Below are 18,116 nucleotides of genomic sequence, written 5' to 3' on the forward strand. Positions count from 1 at the left end.
GTTAAACCTCCACTTCATAGGTATCCCAGATGTTTGCCGCAGCTTTTTCGTTCGTTTCTTCTTTGCTGTCCGGCGAAATCAGCCGCTTATTTAATGCAGGCGGTGTTAAAGGATGGCGCTTGATTCGGCGCCCTTCGTCTTCCTGCCACGCTTCCACAATGACGTGGGCGTTTGTTCCGCCGTCGGCAAAGCAGTTAATTCCTGCCGCCGGCATTGGTGACGGCCAGTCTGCCAGAGTGCGGCTGAACTGAATATTGGCCTTTTCTCTATCAAAATGTGTGTTTTCATGCTCGCCTGATAAAAACGGGATAAAGCTCTTTTCTTTCAGCATGAGAACAACTTTTATGAAACTTGCAATTCCTTCCGCGCAAAGCGGGTGCCCGATGTTCGGTTTCACAGATCCGATTCCGAGCGGGCCGGCGTCTTTTGAACGGTAGACGGATTGAATGGCCTTCAGTTCTAACAGATCTGTCACGACCGTGCCTGAACCGTTCGCTTCAATATGAGTGATGTCTTCCGGCTGTTTTCCGCTTTTTTCAAGAGCCGTCTTCATGACGGATTTTTGCGCTTCCAGACTCGGCGTAGCCGGGCCTGCCGTTCTTCCGTCATTATTGACGGATGCCGCCTTCACTACGGCATAAATAGAATCTCCGTCTTCAATCGCCTGCGACACGGTTTTTAAAAGAACCATTCCGACACCCTCGCCCAGCACGACTCCATCGGCGCGTTCGTCAAATACATGGAACGACTGCGCTTTACTTAATATGCCGCGCTGTTCAAATAATTTATGGGTTTCTTCTGATTCAAACAGGCTCACCCCGCCGACGACGGCCGCTTTTATTTCTCCTGTTACAAGAGCCTGCACGGCCATATTCATTCCGACTAAAGCAGAAGAACAAGCCGTATCGAGGACAACGCTCGGGCCGCGCATATCAAAATATTGAGAGAGATTTGCGGCCAAATAATTCTGACCCAGCGCGACGATCGGGTTTTTCGCATCCAGCAGTTTCTCTTCACCCGGTCTGTGACGGCTGCGTCCGCCGAGATACACACCTATTGCTTCTCCCTTTATCTCATCCGGCGTATAGCCAGCGTGATACCACAGGTTAAGGCATTCTTCCAGAGCGGCCAAAGCTTGAGGGTCCATTGCCTTTACATCTTCTTCTGCCAGTAAAAAGAAGTCCGGATCAAATTGATGAATTCCATCAAGCATTCCCGCGTAATAAGGCGTCTTCAACCCCCATCGCTCAGCCGGAACAGGACCGATAGCCGAACGGCCTTCAGCCAAAAGCGACCAGTACGCCTCTAAGGAAGCCGCTCCCGGAAACCGGCAGGACATGCCGACGACCGCGATATCTTCCCGGTGAATCTGTTTTCCGGCCGGCTCTTCTTGCACCTTAACGGCTTGTGTTTCAATCACCGGCTCAGCCGGCTTCTTCTTAACAGGCTCCGCCGCCAAATCAAACAGTTCCGACAAAACTTCTGTATATCCTTCGAGAAGCCAATTTGCGAAAGATTGAATCGTCGGATATTCATACAGAATGGACGGGTCAAGCGATGCCGAGAGATTCCGATTGATCCGCTGCAGAAGCTGAGCAAGAATAATGGAATCCACTCCGTAATCTTGGAATAATACGTCTGTCTCAAGCTGATCCTGGTCAATCCGCAGCTCTTCAGAAAATAATTCTTTCAGCCATTCTTCTGTTTTCCTTGTTAATTGAGCGTTGTCTGCGGCAGCATAAGCGGTTTTTTCCGCCGGTTTTACCATAGCCGGACTCATTGGCTGATCCTGCCTGCTCCGCCGCAGGAATCGCTCCGGCTTCCACAGCTTAGGATTCAGAACGGCCGGCAGCACTGGGCCCCTTGCTGATTCAAGAAGTATGCCGTCAAGGAGCTGTAATCCTTCTGCATTCGTGATGCTATATAGCCCGCTCTCTATATAAGCTTTGTTTGTTACTTCGCCCATTCCGGTTTCTTTCCAGTTCGGCCACTGAATGCTTACGATCGGCAGCTGCTCTTTGTATGAGTTTGCAAAATAGTCCATATACGCATTGGCCATGGCATAGTCGGCCTGTCCTGCCGAAAGCGCCGGTATCGCAGCTGACACGGAAGAGAACAAGACGAAAAACTTCAGCGGCTCTTCGCTGAGCACACTGTATAACGCCTGAAGCCCGTCTACTTTCGGCTCGAGCACGCGCTGTATGTCTTCATCGGTTTTTCTGATGAATGCGAGCGTCTCTTTATCGGTCACACCCGCGCAGTGAATCACGCCGCCGATATTTCCGAGCGTCTGTTTTATCTGGCTCAGTTCCTGTCTCAGCCCGGCTTCATCAGCTAACGGGACTGACAAAACCTTCACTTGTACACCTTTGGATTCCAAGTCGAGAACAGCTTCAATTTTCGCTTTTACAGAAGCCGTCACCCCATTCAGTCCGCCCGTCCACTCACTTCGCGGCGGAAGGGTCTCACGGCCTGTAAGCACCAGTTTTTTCACTCCGTAATGTTCGGCAAAATGGCGTGCGCATAAAAGGCCGATCCCCCTCGTCCCTCCGGTGATCAGAAGCACATGGTTGTCGGGAAAATCAATTCTCTCGCCTTGCATATTTATATTTTCTGATCCGCTCAATACGGCGCGGTAGCGCAAGCCGTCCCTCCGGCAAACTTCCGCGTCATCAGTACGGGCATGAAACTCATCGGCAATCTGCTTCGCCAGTTTGTCATCCGAAAGCGCTCCTTCAAGGTCGAGATGCCTTGAAGACAGATGACCGTATTCGCATGCCAGCATTCTGTACAGACCGGCCCGTTTTGCTCCTGTTGTTTGATTGGCCTCTTTATTTAATGACTCAAGGTCTTTCGTGACACAAAGCAGTGTCATCCCTTCTTTATGCCCATGCTCAATCAATTGCTGAAGCCATTTGATTCCGGCCATGTCTTGAGAATCTTCTTTCGCTGCGCCGAGGAGGTCGATGACTCCGTCAAACGCCTGCCAGTCATATTCACCGGTAAGGTCTGATGCTGTGATGATACGGTGATTCGGCATGTGCGCTGCGATCTCTTCTGCGAGATTAATCGTGTCCCCGCCTGTCAAAATCGCAACTGAACGTGCGCACGGTTCACGCAGTTCGAGCGGGCTCAGTTCCCATTGTTTCGTCAGAATACGTTTCATCCGTTCCTCTGTATGGACCTTATTTTTGTCAGGATTCTCAGGCACCCAATACGTGTCTTTTGCGAACGGATAAGACGGAAGACTGAGTAAACGCGGCGTACCCTTTTCATACAGCCGGTTCCAATTCAATACGCCGCCTTTCACCCATACCTCTGCCAGCTTGGCGAATTTTCCTTTTCTGATCCAGGCGTCAATGACGATGTCCATATCTTCATCTGCCGTGAACAAGGCAAACGTATCTTTATTTCGGTGAGACTGGCCGGTATACAGCCCGGCGATGTTTTTCTCATTTTTCGTAAATGCTTCCAGCTTTGTTTCCAATTCCGCCATCGTCGCTGCAAGAATGGCCAAGCGCTCTTCCATTTCGTCCCTTCCGGTTTGCAGCGTATAAGCGACGCCCGCCAAGTCTTGATCTGTATACGGCGTTTGACGGATCGCTTTTTGCAGCTGCTGCGCCTGTTCAAACAGTTTTTCTTTTGATTTGGCGGACAAAAGGATGATTGCCGGATTTTCCGGGCTGTGCTCAGGCTGAGCGGCTGCTTTCGGGACATACTCTTCAATGACGATATGGGCGTTGACCCCGCCGATGCCAAATGAGCTGACCCCGGCCCGGCGCGGAATGGCATTTCCGTTGCTATCTTTTCCTGCCGTCCATTCCTGATTTTCCCGCACGATGTAGAAAGGACTGTCATCGAGCTGAATGTACGGATTGATCGTCTCGCAATGCAGGCTTTTCACCAGCGTTTTATGTTTCATTTGCAAAAGCACTTTCATCACGCCTGATACTCCCGCGGCAAGCTCTAAATGGCCGATATTGCTTTTGACCGAACCGATGCCGCAGCGGTGACCGGAGACTTCAGGCTCTTGATTTGTTTTCGCCAGCTCGTGAAACGCCGCTTTCAAACCGTTTATTTCAATCGGGTCGCCCAATTCCGTTCCTGTACCGTGCGCTTCAATATACGTGACGGTGCTCGGGTCCACTCCCGCTTTCCGGTATGCTTTCACCAATAAATCAGCCTGCAGTTTCGGATTCGGCGAGGTTAACGTATTCGCCCGGCCGCCGTGGTTTTCAGCCGTACCGCGAATCACGCCGTAAATCGGACTGCCGTCACGTTCTGCATCTGTCAGTTTCTTCAGCATCAGAATTCCCGCGCCTTCTCCTCTGACATACCCGTTGGCATCTTTGGAGAAGGTTTTGCATTTTCCGTCTTTGCTGAGCATGCCTGCTTTGCTGTAGCTGATATGCGCTTCTTCCGTCAGAATCGTATTGATTCCCCCGGCAATCGCCATGTCGCATTCTCCGTTTTCTATAGCGGATACCGCCCGGTGAATTGCCACAAGCGAGCTTGAACATGCCGTTTCAATCGGCTCGCTCGGCCCGTGAAGATTTAACAAATAGCTCAAACGGTTCGGACCTATGGAAGGAATCATGCTGCCTGTCGCCGCATGTCCTTCCGGCGCTAGACCTGCCCTTGTGAACAAATCTTTATAACCGGTATTTCCGGTGCCGATAAAGACGCCCGTATTTGTGCCGGAAAGGCTTTCCGGCTTACAGCCCGCATCTTCTATCGCCCGCCATGCATAAGTCAATAACAGCCGCTGCTGCGGATCTAAATATTGGGCTTCCCGCGGTGAAATCCCAAAGAACAGCGGATCAAATTCAGCTATTCCGTCGATAAAGCCGCCCCACTTGATATTCGTTTTATTCCCTTCAAGATTCGGGTCGCCATCAAACGCTTGCCAATCCCAGCGTTCTTTCGGAATGGTTGTGATCGAATCCTTTCCTTCTTTCAAATTGCGCCAAAATTCCTCTATATCCTTTGCACCCGGGAATCGGCCGCTGATTCCGACAATGGCAACCGGGTCATTGCCGCGCGGCTCTTGTGTCGCTGCCGCAGCGTTCATTACCGTTGCGAAGCGCTTTTTCCGCTGCATTTTCGGTTTTTGGGCTTTTGGCTGCGCTTTTTCCGGAGACTCTTTCTTCTTTTCGCCGAAACGGCCCGGATGCTCTTTTGCCAAATATCCGGCGAGACCGCTGATCGTTCCGTACTCAAAGAAAATCGTCGGCGCCAGCTCCAGCTGATACGCTTCATTTAATTGATTCGTAAAGACAGTAAACGATACGGAATCAAAACCGTATTCACTCAATTCCGTATCTGTCTCAACGTCCTCACGGTCAACTTTTAAAATGCCGCTTACCATGGCTGTCAAAGCGGTGTGAAGCGTTTGAAGAGATTCTTCTGCATCGTGTTTTTCTTCCGGCTGAGAAGGAAGGCCGGCTTCTGCCTCATCCGTCAAATACTCTGCTAAACTGCGGATCGTCCCGTGTTCGAAGAAGATCGTCGGCGCCAGCTCCAGCTGATACGCTTCATTTAATTGATTCGTAAAGACGGTAAACGATACGGAATCAAAACCGTATTCACTCAGTTCCGTATCAATATCGATCTCGTCTTGGCCGACTTTTAAAATTGAACTGACCAATCGGATAAGCGCACCGTGCCATTTGTCTCCCGAAACGGCGGATACAGGCTCAATTTTCTCCACCTGCGGCTTTTCAGTTTCAGAAACGGATAGGAACGACTGTTTTAATTTTGCAGCGTGTCCTTCAGCTGCTAAAAGCTGCGGCTTTTCCTGAGCCATTCCTTCATAAAATGCAGCCAGGCCTGACGCCTTTTGAAGCGGAACCATGCCGAAAGCTTTTTTCATCATTCTCTCCGTCTCGTCTCCCGCCTGCATACCGCCATCTTTCCACAGCGTCCAGTTAAAGGCGACCGTTTTTCCGTGCCGAAGGCCATTCTCCGTAAGGGATTGCCTGTAAGCGGCGTATGCATCCATAAACGCGTTGCCGGCGGCATAATCAGCCTGCCCGACATTGCCGAGAACGCCGGAAACACTGGAGAACAATACGAAAAAGTCAAGATTGCAGTCTTTGCTGGCTTCATCTAAATAAGCGGTTCCGATGACTTTCGGATCAAGCACTTCCCTGAACTCTTCCTTCGTTTTTTGCAGCAGGAAGCGGTCTTGTATCACTCCCGCAGCGTGAATAATTCCGTTAAGCTTTCCGAATTCCGCCGTAATCTCTTTTATCAGCGCTTCATTTTCCCGCCGGTCTGCCGCATTCAGCTTTTTGTAGACGACATTTGCGCCTGAGTGCTGAAGCATAGCAAGCTCACGCTGTTTGGCTTCTGACAGATTTGAGCGGCCGGTCAGAATGATTTTCGGGTGTTTTACGCGACCTGCGATTTCTTTTGCGAACATCAACCCCAGGCTTCCTGCCCCTCCGGTAATCAGATATACGCCTTCGTCCTTCCAGACGATGCCGCCCCCTGAGGGATGCATTTCTTCCCAAGCCTTCACATACCGTTTTTCTCCTTTATAACGGATATGTTTATCATGCGGCCGATGACTGTCGTTTTTCAGTTTTTGAGCGACAGCCGGCATTTCGCCGATTGATTCCATTTCGATGAGCTGACAGTCAAGTTTTCCGTATTCCAGCTCGGCTGTTTTTAACAAACCTGTTAACCCCGCAAACAATTGCTGGCTGCCGTCTGCTGAAATAACAGTCTGAATCAGAATGCGGCCCTGCCTTTTTTCGCTGATGATCCGCCGGATGTGTTCAGCGATTGTCTGCGCAAAGCTTTGGAAGCGTTCAGCGGCTGTTTCACCCTCACCTTCTGCAATCAGCAGTTCGGCGTCTTTCAGGCCGGATGCCGCTTTATCTTTTATACGGCAGGCATCTTCACAAAGTATGATCAAATGCTCATCAGCTTGGACAGAAGCTTCTTCGGATGCGGCGGCTTCTTTCCAAACCGGTGCAAACAAGACCTTTTCCGAGCCTGATGGCCGCTGAGCCGATTCTGCATCGCCTTCAAGCACTCTCGTAGAGAATCCTCTCACCTTCACGCAAAGCGCTCCTGTTTCGTCGAACAGGTCAATGTCGGCTTTCTGCACGGAATCACCGGTTTGATATCCTTCACTGAAGCGCGCATGCGCCCGCATAGTCGGCGTGCATGCTTTGATGACTTCAAGATATTCCAGCGCAAACGGCAGAATCAGCTTTTGTCCGGAAAACTCCTGCATAATGCAGATCGTCGCCGTCTGAATAGCCGAATCAATGATGCTCGGATGAAGCGTAAATTGTCCGTTCGTATGAGAAACAGAATCCGGAAGCTGTATGTCCGAAAGCACTTCTTTCTCGCCGATAAAGGCGGACTTAATGCCTTGGAAGGCTTTTCCGTGGAACATCCCCCTGCTCCGGCCTTCCCGATAAAAGGCCGCCGGATCAAGAATGTCCGCTGTGCATCTGTTTTGTATGGCAGAAAGGTCGGTCTCTGGCTCTCGTTCAGCCTTTATGATTTCGGCCCGTCCTTGGCTGTGCAGCACTTCTTCATCGTCAGCGTTTACGCTGTAAATGTCATATGAGATGATGCCGTCCTCTTCAGGGAACAGTGCAATATGGACCTGGCGCTCTTGTTCGTGAACGACGATCGGTTTCATCCAGACGGTATGATGGAGCGTTATTCTGTCTTGGTCTTTTAATAAGCCGCCAAGCGCCCGTTTTACCGCTTCATAAGACATTTCCAAATATGCCGCTCCCGGAAGCACCGCTTTTTCCCTGACCACATGATCCTTCAGGAAAAATTCTGAGCCTGTAAACCGTGAGCTGAACCGCTGAACGGCCAAATCTGACGTGTTTTGCTGCACGAGCGGGTGTAAAACTGAGATTCCGGTGTGTGCGGCAGATGTTTTCTTTTCTGCTTTTTTCGGCCAGTACGGCTCCTTTGCAAATGGGTAGACCGGCACGCTGATCCGTTTCGGATGCTTGTCTTTGTAAAGCTTGTGCCAATTGATGGCGACACCTTTACTCCACATTTCACAGAGCTTCGTTCCTTTTCCTTTCGCAAGCCATTTCTCAATGAGTTCAGCACTGTCATCATCATCAGAAAGCCAGGCAATATCTTTCGCCTGCTGTTTTTCTCCTCTGAAGCAGCCTGTTACAGCCGGCTTATCATTGATAAAATCGGCAAGCTGCCGCTTGAGCTCCGCAGTGCCGCTTGTGATAAAGGCCGCGCGCTCTTCCATCGCTTCCCTTCCGACTTGGAACGTGTAGGCAAGATCAGCGAGGCCGGCGTCCGTTTTTCTTTCCAGAAAAGCCAGCAGCTGTTTTGCGTACTCCTTCAGACGATCTTTTTTTCTGGCAGACAACGGAATGATGAACGGACCGGCAGCGTCTGCTGCTTTAGATGCATCCGGATATTGTTCAAAAATCGCGTGTGTGTTTGTTCCGCCAAGACCGAAAGAGCTTAAAGCCATGCGGTGCGCTCTGTTCTCACGGGTTAACTCTTTCTTTTCTTCCGCTACGTAAAACGGAGAGTCTTCTAAATGAAGATTCGGGTTCGGCTCTTTGTAATTGATGCTCGGCGCGATTTCCTGATGATATAAGCTCATGACAACCTTGATGCAGCCCGCCATTCCGGCCGCTGTATCCAAATGCCCGAGATTTGTTTTGACTGAACCGATGCCGCAGTATTGTTTTTTATCTGTATATTGGCCGTACACCGATTGAAGCGCGGACAGTTCGATCGGATCGCCGAGTTTTGTTCCCGTGCCGTGAGCTTCGACGTACGCGATCGTTTCGGGATGGATGCCCGTCTGATCAATGACCTTCTGAATGACCTCAGCTTGTCCTTTGACGCTCGGCGCATAAAATCCGACCTTATCCGCTCCGTCATTATTGACGCCGATTCCGCGCAGCAGTGCATAAATATGGTCGCCGTCCTTAACGGCATCAGACGCTTTTTTTAAGAGCACGGCGCCGGCTCCCTCACCGCCGATCATTCCGTCAGCATCCGCGTCAAACGCTTTAATATGCCCGTCGCTCGAAAAATTCAGCCCCGGCTGATGAACATACCCGGCGCTTGTTTCCGTATGAAGGGTCGCACCGCCGACAAGGGCGTACTTGGCTTCGCCGGACTGCAGGCTTTGAAAAGCCGAATGCAGGCCGATTAACGAAGATGAGCAGTTGGCATGGACAAAATAGCTCGGCCCTTTCAACCCGAGTTTATGAGAAATCATCGTCGGAATCGTACCGCTTTGGGCAAGCACCCATGACACGTAGCCATCCGGCGTTTCCAGCTGTGCTGTCGTCTCCTCCGGCTGCAGGCTGCGGTAAGAGTTCGTGCTGGCAGACATATACACGCTTGTTTCCGGAATTTCTTTGGAGATATACCCCGCATCCTCGATTGCCTTCCATGAATGGAGCAAAAGCATTCTCAGCTGAGGATCCATATATTCCGCATCTTTCGGTGAAAAGCCGAAGAAACCGGGATCAAACATTTCTTTCCCTTCTAAAACTGATTTAGCCGGAACGAAGCCGGGATGATCAGCCAGTTCTTCAGAAATACCGGATCGGCGGAGCTCCTCTTTTGAAAAGAAGGTGATGCTTTCTTTGCCTTCTTTGATGTTATTCCAAAATTCATAATGATCTTTCGCTCCCGGAAACTCACAGGATATACCGATAACCGCAAGGCTGTCCTCGTAATAATCGGGAAATTCTCCCGCCGGATGTTCCCGGTCTTCTGCATTCACTTTCTTTTGCGGCACAGGAGCCCAAACGGCTTCTTTCGGTTTTTGTTCAGCGATATACCGGCTGATGTCTTTTACCGTCGCGTATTCAAACAGCTCCGTTACACTGAATTCACAATCCAGTTCCTGCGTCATCCGGTCAGTGACAGTCACGGCAAGAAGCGAATCTCCCCCCGCATCAAAAAAGCGGTCATCAAGCTCTATATCTTTGCTTTTCAATACATCCTGCCATATCGCCAGCACCGCCTGCTGGATATGAGATGATGAAAATGTTTTTGTTTCCGGCTGTTTTTCGGTCAGATCGCGGGCAGCAAGAAGCTTGCGGTCCACTTTTCCGTTCGGCGTGAGCGGCAGCTCTTCAAGACGGATAAACGAAGCTGGCGTCATATAGGCCGGCAGCGCTTGTTTCAAATGATTGCGCAATTCCTTTGCAGACGGAAGCGGCTCTCCGTTTTTCCGGATATAAAACGCGCAAAGCTTTTCATTTCCGGAGTGATTGTTCACAACAACTACACTTTCCTGTACGGCCGGATGGGCATTCAGCCGGCTCTCAATATCTCCGGGTTCAATGCGGTATCCGCGGATTTTGACTTGGGTATCCATCCGTCCCATGTATTCAATGCGGCCGCCGGGAAGAAAACGCGCCATATCGCCTGTTTTATAAAGCTTTGATCCCAGTTCGAGCCGGTGGCTGACGAAAGCTTTATCTGTCAGCTCAGGCTTGTTGAAATATCCTCTTGCCAATCCGTCTCCCGCAATACAAAGTTCTCCCGGCACCCCTTCTAAAACAGGGTTGAGACCGGAATCCATAATATACACACGGGTATTGGCGATCGGGCGCCCGATCGTAAGCGCGCTCTCATTTTCCGTTATACGCTGCACCGCGGACCAGATTGTCGTCTCTGTCGGCCCGAACATATTCCAAGCCTCACTTTTCGTATCGAGAAACTGCTGCTTCAATTGTTCGCTGAGCGCCTCTCCGCCGCAAAGGATTTTCACTTTTTCTTCATTTGACCATCCGGAATGAAAGAGCATTTTCCACGTAAACGGCGTCGCCTGCATGATCGTCGGTTTGTACTCTTGAATCAGCTCTTTCAGCTTCCGTGCGTCTTTTGTGACTTCTGTCTTACAGATGTTGCACTCTGCTCCTTTGATTAAAGGAAGGTAAAGCTCCAGTGCCGCGATATCAAAGCAATATGTCGTGACGGCAAGCAGTTTGTCTTCGGACGAAAGCCCCGGTTCATATGCCATCGAGATTAAGAAATTGGTCAGGGCCCGGTGCGGAATCATCACGCCTTTCGGTTTGCCCGTGCTGCCCGACGTGTAAATGACATACGCCAGATCGTCAGGTGTCACTAACCGCTTCAGCGACGTTCTTTCCGCGGCTGTGCTTTCAATACAAGACCAATCGCGGTCAATGGCAGTTGTCTGCACGCCTCCCCAGTTCAAAGAGTGCTCTAAATCAGCTGTCGTCAGACACATTGAAATCCTGCTGTCGGCGATCATATATTCCAATCTGTCAGCGGGATAAGAAGGATCAAGCGGCACATACGCTCCCCCGGCTTTTAAAATGCCGAGAAGGCCGACAGCCATATGCAATGATCGGTCTGTATAAATGCCGATGAGATCATCAGGGCCTGCACCGTGCGCCTGCAAATAGAGCGCCAGCTTCGTGCTTTTTTCATCAAGCTCACGGTACGTCAGCTTTTGCTGTTCATACACGACCGCACAAGCGTCCGGCGTTTCTGCCGCCTGACGTTCGAATAATTCATGGAAGCAGGCATCCGGATATTCACGGCTTGTCTCATTCCAAGTCTTAAGAATCATGTGCTCCTCTCTTTTTGTCATGAGAGAAACGTTCTCAAGCGGCATATCCGGATTCGCCGTCAAAGCTTCAGCGGCCTGTACAAATTGGCTGAAAAGTCTGGCCGCCCCCGCTTCGTCGAATAATTCGGTGCTGTATTTAATCGTAAGATCCATGCCTGATGCTTCTTCCCACATTTCAAATACAAGATCATATTCCCCCTCCTGATGAATGTCTTTTACAAACTCACAGGAGAATTCCTTGTATTCATCAAGCATCGATTGATAGCTTGAATGCTGCAGAAAGTTCTGATAGAAAAAGGCATTGCTGAAAACAGGCGAACCGTTCTGCCGGGGGTTCGCATGCACATCACGCACCATTTTCGGAAACGGATAAAAGGAGTGATCCAGTCCGTCCAGAACGGCATCCTGCACCTTTTGAACAAAGTCAGCAAATGTTTCTTTTCGTCCGGCTCTGCTCCGTATGGGAAGCATGTTGAGGAAATGCCCGACCACTCCGTCAAAGCGTTCTTCGGGTCTGACCATTGCAGGCATGCCTGTCACAATATCTTCCTTATCCGTATATTTGCTTAAAAGCACCATGTAACAGCTCAGCATGACGGTAGACAAATGAATCGAACGGGATGCGGCAAACGCCGTTATATTATTCAGCAGCCGTTCGGGAAGACGGCGTGTCAGCGTATCTTCTGTAAACTCCGGAACACTGCTGTCCGTGCGCGTCGGCGGAAGCTGAAGGTCAGGCAGATCGCCCCCGAGCTGTTTCATCCAGTAAGCGCGGGCAGCTTTGCTTTCTTCACCCGCCAAATACCGCTTTTCCCAAGCCGCGAAATCGGGATGAATGCCGGGAGCGGCGGCCATAAACTCTTCTTTTCCCTCCAGCAGCGCCTGATAATGATCCAGCAGACTGTGAATAAATGTAATGGATGAAATGCCGTCAAACACGATGTGGTGAATGACCGTCAAAAGATAATGTTCCTCGGCGGATTTTGAAAGCAGCTGCACGCGCAGCAAAGGTCCGCCTTCTTTGACAAACGGCTCTTTCACTTTTTTCCGTATCAGAGCAGGTATTTGTGATTCATTGACGTCAGATATATCTTCTTCCGAGAATACAAAAGGATCTGCCGATTCTATGAAATATAACCCGCCGTCTGTTTCATTCACGGCGCTTTTGAGCATCGGATGCTGCTTTAATACGAGCTGAAACGCCTGTTTCAGTTTCTCTTTGTCGATTCCGGATGTGAATCGGAAACAGAGCGGGACATGGTATGCAGTCGTTTCAGGCGACATTTTCTGCAATGTCCACAGTCCTTTTTGGACTTCTGAAAGCGCTGGCGCCGTTTGCCGTCTCTCCCGTTCTGCCGGCGGTTCGGCTTTTTGGGGATGATGCTCCGCTGACATGTTTGCCGCTTTTTCAGCAGTATAAGCCGCTAAAGCGCCAATCGTCGGGTTTTTGTGCAGCTCTCTTGCCGTCAGCCGGATGTGATACGTTTTTTCAATTGATCTGGCGAGTTTCATCATCTTGATGGAATTGACGCCAAGACTTTGAAACGGCGTATTTGGATCAACGAGCTCATCCGCGATGGAAAGTTCCTCTTTCAGAAAACGGATAAAATCCCGTTCAATATCTTTCTCTGCAGAAGCCGTGTCTGAATTGCCGCCTTCTTGTCTGTTATTATGTAAAGAATCAAATTGCCCTTGTTCAAATGAATGTTTCAGCTGAGTGCGCTGGATTTTCCCGATCGCCGTCTTAGGAATGTCTTCTTTTGCGACCGGAAGCAGATAATCAGGGGTAACGCCGATTCTCTGTGTCACGTGCTGGTGAATGTGATGAAGAAGCTTCGTCATGCGGTTCTCATCCAACGGAACAGATGTCACAAAGAAAATCGCCAGCTCATCTGTCGTGCTTTGATTCGGCCGGACGGCGCATGCCGCTGTATAAGACGTTTCAATTTCCGGCAATTCCTCAACGGCTGATTCAATGGCATGGCTGTAATAATTCACACCGTTAATAATGATGGCATCTTTCGTGCGCCCCGTTATCGTCAGGCGGCCTTCACGCAGAAATCCGAGATCTCCCGTTTCAAACCAGCCGTCTTCTGTAAAGACACTCTTATTTAAGTCCGGGCGCTCATAATATCCGCTCGTTACAGTCAGACCCGACACTTGGAAGCGGCCGATTTCTCCTTCTTCCACCACTTGATTGCGGTCATCCGTAATTCTCATATTAAATCCCGGGATCGGCAGACCGATCTCGACGAAACGATCGTCGTCACTCGTGTTTTCCAGTGTAAACTCATCTGAGAAAATAACGCCTGAAGACGTTTCGGACATTCCCCATGCGGGTCGGATGGCATTAGCCGGCAGACCGTACGGCTCTAAAAGCTCCATAATTCTGCGTCCGACTTTTGCAACCGCGGCCTCCCCGCCGTTCAGCATGTAACGCATGGAAGATAAGTCCCATTTCCGCGTTTGAATCTCTTCTGCAAAATCGGCAAGCAGTCCAAAGGCAAAATTGGGAGCCCACGTAACCGAAGCGCGGTAATGATCAATCAGGTCGAGCCATTTTAAAGGGTCCATCAAAATGGATTCGCTCGGTATGTTGATTTCCTCACATCCGAGATAAACATCACGCAGATGAAGCATTCCGATGCCGCCGACATGGTCAAAAGGCATCCAGTTAAACGTGACATCCTCACTTGTATAGCCCTGCATCTGAATATTTCCTTTGACCATGCAGACGATGTTTTCATGGCTGAGCATCACGGCTTTCGGCGTGCCCGTGCTTCCCGAGGTCAAAAGCAGCATCGCCAAATCTTCCGGACGGGGATGATGACAGTCCGTATCCATTTCGTGCGCACTGAGATCTTCTGCCGCCAAAGCGCAAAACCCGGAAAGCTCCTGCTCCTCCGCCCATTCAGTCATCTCCGGCAGCACGTCGCGGCTTGTGATGACATACGGCCGATTCAACAGCATCCAGGCGTCTTTCAGTTTTTGCGTCCCGCTGTTCATTTCTGTATAAGCCGGAGCGGCCGCAAGCGGAACCGGGATCGCTCCTAAAAAAACACAGCCCCAAAAAGCAGGAATCAGCTGGGAATTGTCACTTAGCTGTAATATGACTTCATCCTGAGCCTTCACTCCTGATCGGCGGAGCCCTTTCACAATTGAAAGAGCGATCTTTTTCAGGCCGCTGTAAGTCTGGTACACTTTGGTGCCGTCAGGCTGTATATATGTGATGCCCTTTTGATCTCCCGCTGCCGCGGCGGTTTTGTGCAGGACTTCAGGAATCGTCATCGGCTGATCCGCTGAAAGCCGCAATGATTTTCCATAGCTGACAGATGGCTTGAGTAACCCGCTTGCCTTCATATCACTTTTCATAGAGCTGCCTCCATTTCATCTGTATGTAAGATGTATGTCTTATACTCCGTACATCGTCGTGATTCGTTTTTTCACTTCATCATCATGAAACGTCTCATCGTGCATGATTAACTCCTTCTCAATGACGGCCGGAAGCTGCTCGCGAAACGGCGTCACCAAGTGCCTTTTCAATGTAATTAAAGAGTTTCTCGGTTTTTCCGCAAGCTCACGGGCCAATTCCTGCGCATAGTCTAATACTTCCTGCCGAGGAAGCACCGGAAAAGGCACCCCTCTTTTCTCCAGGTCACCGCCGCGGTAGTGGCCGCCGTTTAACAGCATTTCATGGCCGAGGCTTGCCCCAAGCTTCTCCGGAACGATAAAGGTAGCGCCCATTCCAGGGGTGAAACCGTATTTCATAAAGTTTGCGGTATACACGCTTTCTTTGCTTAAAATGACAAAATCACTGAAAAGCCCCATGACAAACCCGCCTCCGATACCGTGGCCCTGCATGGCGGAAATGACGGGGATATCACATTCCAGCGCCAAAGAGTACATGCGGTCTTCCGTAAACTTCGTGATGCCCTGCTGAATCCTGAGCAGGCCTTCCTGTGTGCCTCCGGAAGCAAAGTAATGGCCGTATCCTGTTAAAATCACAGCTTTATAGACTGACGATTTTTTTATACGGGTGAATGCTTCCATCAATCCATCCGTCAGTTCTTTGGAGAAGGCGTTTTTATGGGCTTTATCCTGCATTGTCACTTGGATAATATCCGGTTCAATTTCGAGCAGTTCAACTGCGGCGTTCGGCATGATATCCTCCTAACTGTTCTCCGTTTCCCAAGGAAGCCGCCCCGTTTCTGCATAACGGAAGATGGCTGATTGGTTATCCGGATCTGAAAACATCGCTTGATTTTCGGCTAAAGCAATGGATTTCGAACGATGAACAAGGTCGTTTAAGGAATCCATGTATTTTTTATAGCGGATGACTGCTTTTTTCGATAGCGGGCGGAGGCGCAGCAAATGCTTTCTCAGCTCTGTTGCTGAGTCCGGGACGCATACGTCACAAAGTCCCCATTCAAGCGCCTGGCGTGCCGGCACGGGCTTTGTCATGATCGTCATATAATGCGCCTTTTGAAATCCGATTCTTTGAATTAAAAACGGCAGAACGCAGGCTGGATAAAGTCCGAATAACAGTTCAGATAAACTGAACGAAGCACTCTCCTCTGCAATGACGATATCGCAGGCGGCGGCAAAACCGACACCTCCCGCATTTACTTTTCCGCGGACGCGGGCGATTGTGATGTACGGCCCGGATTTTAATGCCAGCCACAAACGGTAAAGCGGCTCCTGCGATTCCGCATGCTGCATTCCCTGCCTCATTTTCCGGTACATCTCATCAAAATCCGCCCCGAAACAAAATACCTCCGGCTGCCCTTCAAGCACTACGGAGGTCACGGAGTCTTCACATTCAGAAAGAACGTGCAGGCATTCCTCCACTAAACACTCATTAATCGTATTGTTGGCTTCAGGCCGATCAAAGGTGATGAAGCAGACATTTTGCTGAAAACGGACGTTTATCGTTTCATAGGTCACGGGATCCACCTGTATTTCCGATGAAATTCCGTGATTTCTTCCAAATACAAACGAGGGCTTCCGGTATGATGGTCTAAAATGTTCGGAATCATATTCACATCCAATTTGACATTCCGGGTTCCAAACTTCACCAAACCGCTGCCTTTAAACAGTTCTTCATATTCTTCCATGGACAGCCTGTACCTGTTGTTCAGGTGCTCTTCTATTTTGAAAGAATGCTGCCGCGTTTGTCCTTCAGGCGTCACAACGCCGCTGTAAAATTCTGAACAGCACCCGGAGCCGTACGAAAAACAGCCGATCCGCTTAGAAGTGTCGAATGCCCCTTGGTCAATCGTGCTTGCAAGAGCCAGTAAAGAGGCTGCCCCCATAATGTTTCCGACTCTTTGGCAGTAGCGGAGCCCCGGCTCTACTCTGGCTTGAAAATCCTGTTCGATTTCAGCGTTTTTCGCTTTTGCAAGCTTGCGCATCATCGTCCGGTGGGCTCCTTTTACCATGCCGCCAAACGGTGTATGGAAGGCTAGATAGTGAAACGTCTCTTTATAGTCAGCGCCCGGCACACGGTTTTTGTACTCGCGAAATGTCTGTTCACAGCAATCGAGGTATGACATCAATGACAAATCGGCATCACCGGCTTCACTGTCCGGGATCGGACGGCATGTATCCATCACCTCATAGCCGTAATAGCCGTTGGCGCCCGCATCCGCCTGAAATACAATCGGATTTTCACCGATCAATAAGGCGACGGCACCCGCTCCGGCGCTCGGTTCTGCGTAAGACCAATCCTCGCTTAACGCATCACCGCCTTCGGCAATTAAAAACCGGGAAATATCCGTCGCGACGACAAGCGCCTTCGCTCCGGGGGATGTCTGCGACAAAATAAAATTAAGGGCCATCTGCAAGCCCGCCGTTCCTGAATAACAGGCTTGCTTCAGTTCAAATAAACGGCAGTTCCGGTTGAGGCCTAAGTGATCATGAATATATGTACTGAGTGATTTTCCGAAGTCGATGCCGGACTCCGAGCAGGTAATCAGCAGCTCGATTCTGTCTTTTTCAGCCTCTGTCAATCGGTCGATAATCGGCTTTGCCGCGTTAACGCCGAATGTAACGGGGTCTTCGTACGGAAGCGCCACCGCTTTTTCTTTCATCAGTAAATTCTCAAATCTGGCAGGGTCTAAGTTTCTGTACTCCGCCAGCTGCATGACATCAAGGTATGCTGTCCCGCCAAACACATTTATCGCTTCTATTCCGGCAGCCGCCATGAACTTCGCCTCCAATATGAATTTTGAGTTTCCGATTGTTTCACCGCTTTATCAGACAGCCTGCACCTTTTCATAAAGCTTTTCCGCCAATTCGCCGATGTTTGACACTCCCGTCAGCTCAACACGCGGGATCTGCAGTGATAATTCTTCAAGCATCATCGTGATAATTTCGGCGCGGTCTACTGAGTCCGCCCCCAGATCAACTAACCGGTCTTCCTGTGAAAGCTGTTCGCCTTCTAAATCAGGCAAAACCTCGTAGATTGTGTTCTGCAGCAATTCAAAGATTCTTTCTTTACTCATTGTCAGTTCCTCCCTGTTTCATCTTTTATGAATAT

5 protein-coding genes are annotated in these 18,116 nt (G+C 50.1%); all 5 read right to left on the bottom strand.

The window, feature by feature from the left end:
* Position 1: 1 nt before the first annotated feature.
* From ACWHAR_RS05730 to ACWHAR_RS05750, 5 genes are read right to left on the bottom strand one after another with little or no spacing between them, the layout of a single operon-like run.
* Positions 2–14,950, bottom strand: coding sequence for a non-ribosomal peptide synthetase (locus ACWHAR_RS05730; protein WP_032874969.1), 14,949 nt, complete (start codon positions 14,948–14,950; stop codon positions 2–4).
* A 39-nt stretch (positions 14,951–14,989) separates the two neighbouring features.
* A complete protein-coding gene (locus ACWHAR_RS05735; RefSeq protein WP_003154094.1) occupies positions 14,990–15,739 on the bottom strand; it encodes a polyketide synthase in 750 nt (249 codons plus the stop codon).
* A gap of 9 nt (positions 15,740–15,748) precedes the next feature.
* Complete coding sequence (locus ACWHAR_RS05740; protein WP_032874967.1) at positions 15,749–16,522, bottom strand: enoyl-CoA hydratase/isomerase; 774 nt, start codon at positions 16,520–16,522, stop codon at positions 15,749–15,751.
* A complete protein-coding gene (locus tag ACWHAR_RS05745) occupies positions 16,519–17,781 on the bottom strand; it encodes a hydroxymethylglutaryl-CoA synthase family protein (protein ID WP_032874965.1) in 1,263 nt (420 codons plus the stop codon). Before ACWHAR_RS05745 ends, ACWHAR_RS05740 begins: the two co-directional genes overlap by 4 nt.
* 51 nt (positions 17,782–17,832) lie before the next feature.
* The gene (locus ACWHAR_RS05750) at positions 17,833–18,081 is read right to left on the bottom strand and encodes an acyl carrier protein (RefSeq protein WP_012117592.1); all 249 of its coding nucleotides are present in this window, start codon (positions 18,079–18,081) and stop codon (positions 17,833–17,835) included.
* Positions 18,082–18,116 lie beyond the last annotated feature (35 nt).

The sequence above is a fragment of the Bacillus sp. LR--39 genome, assembly GCF_053613335.1.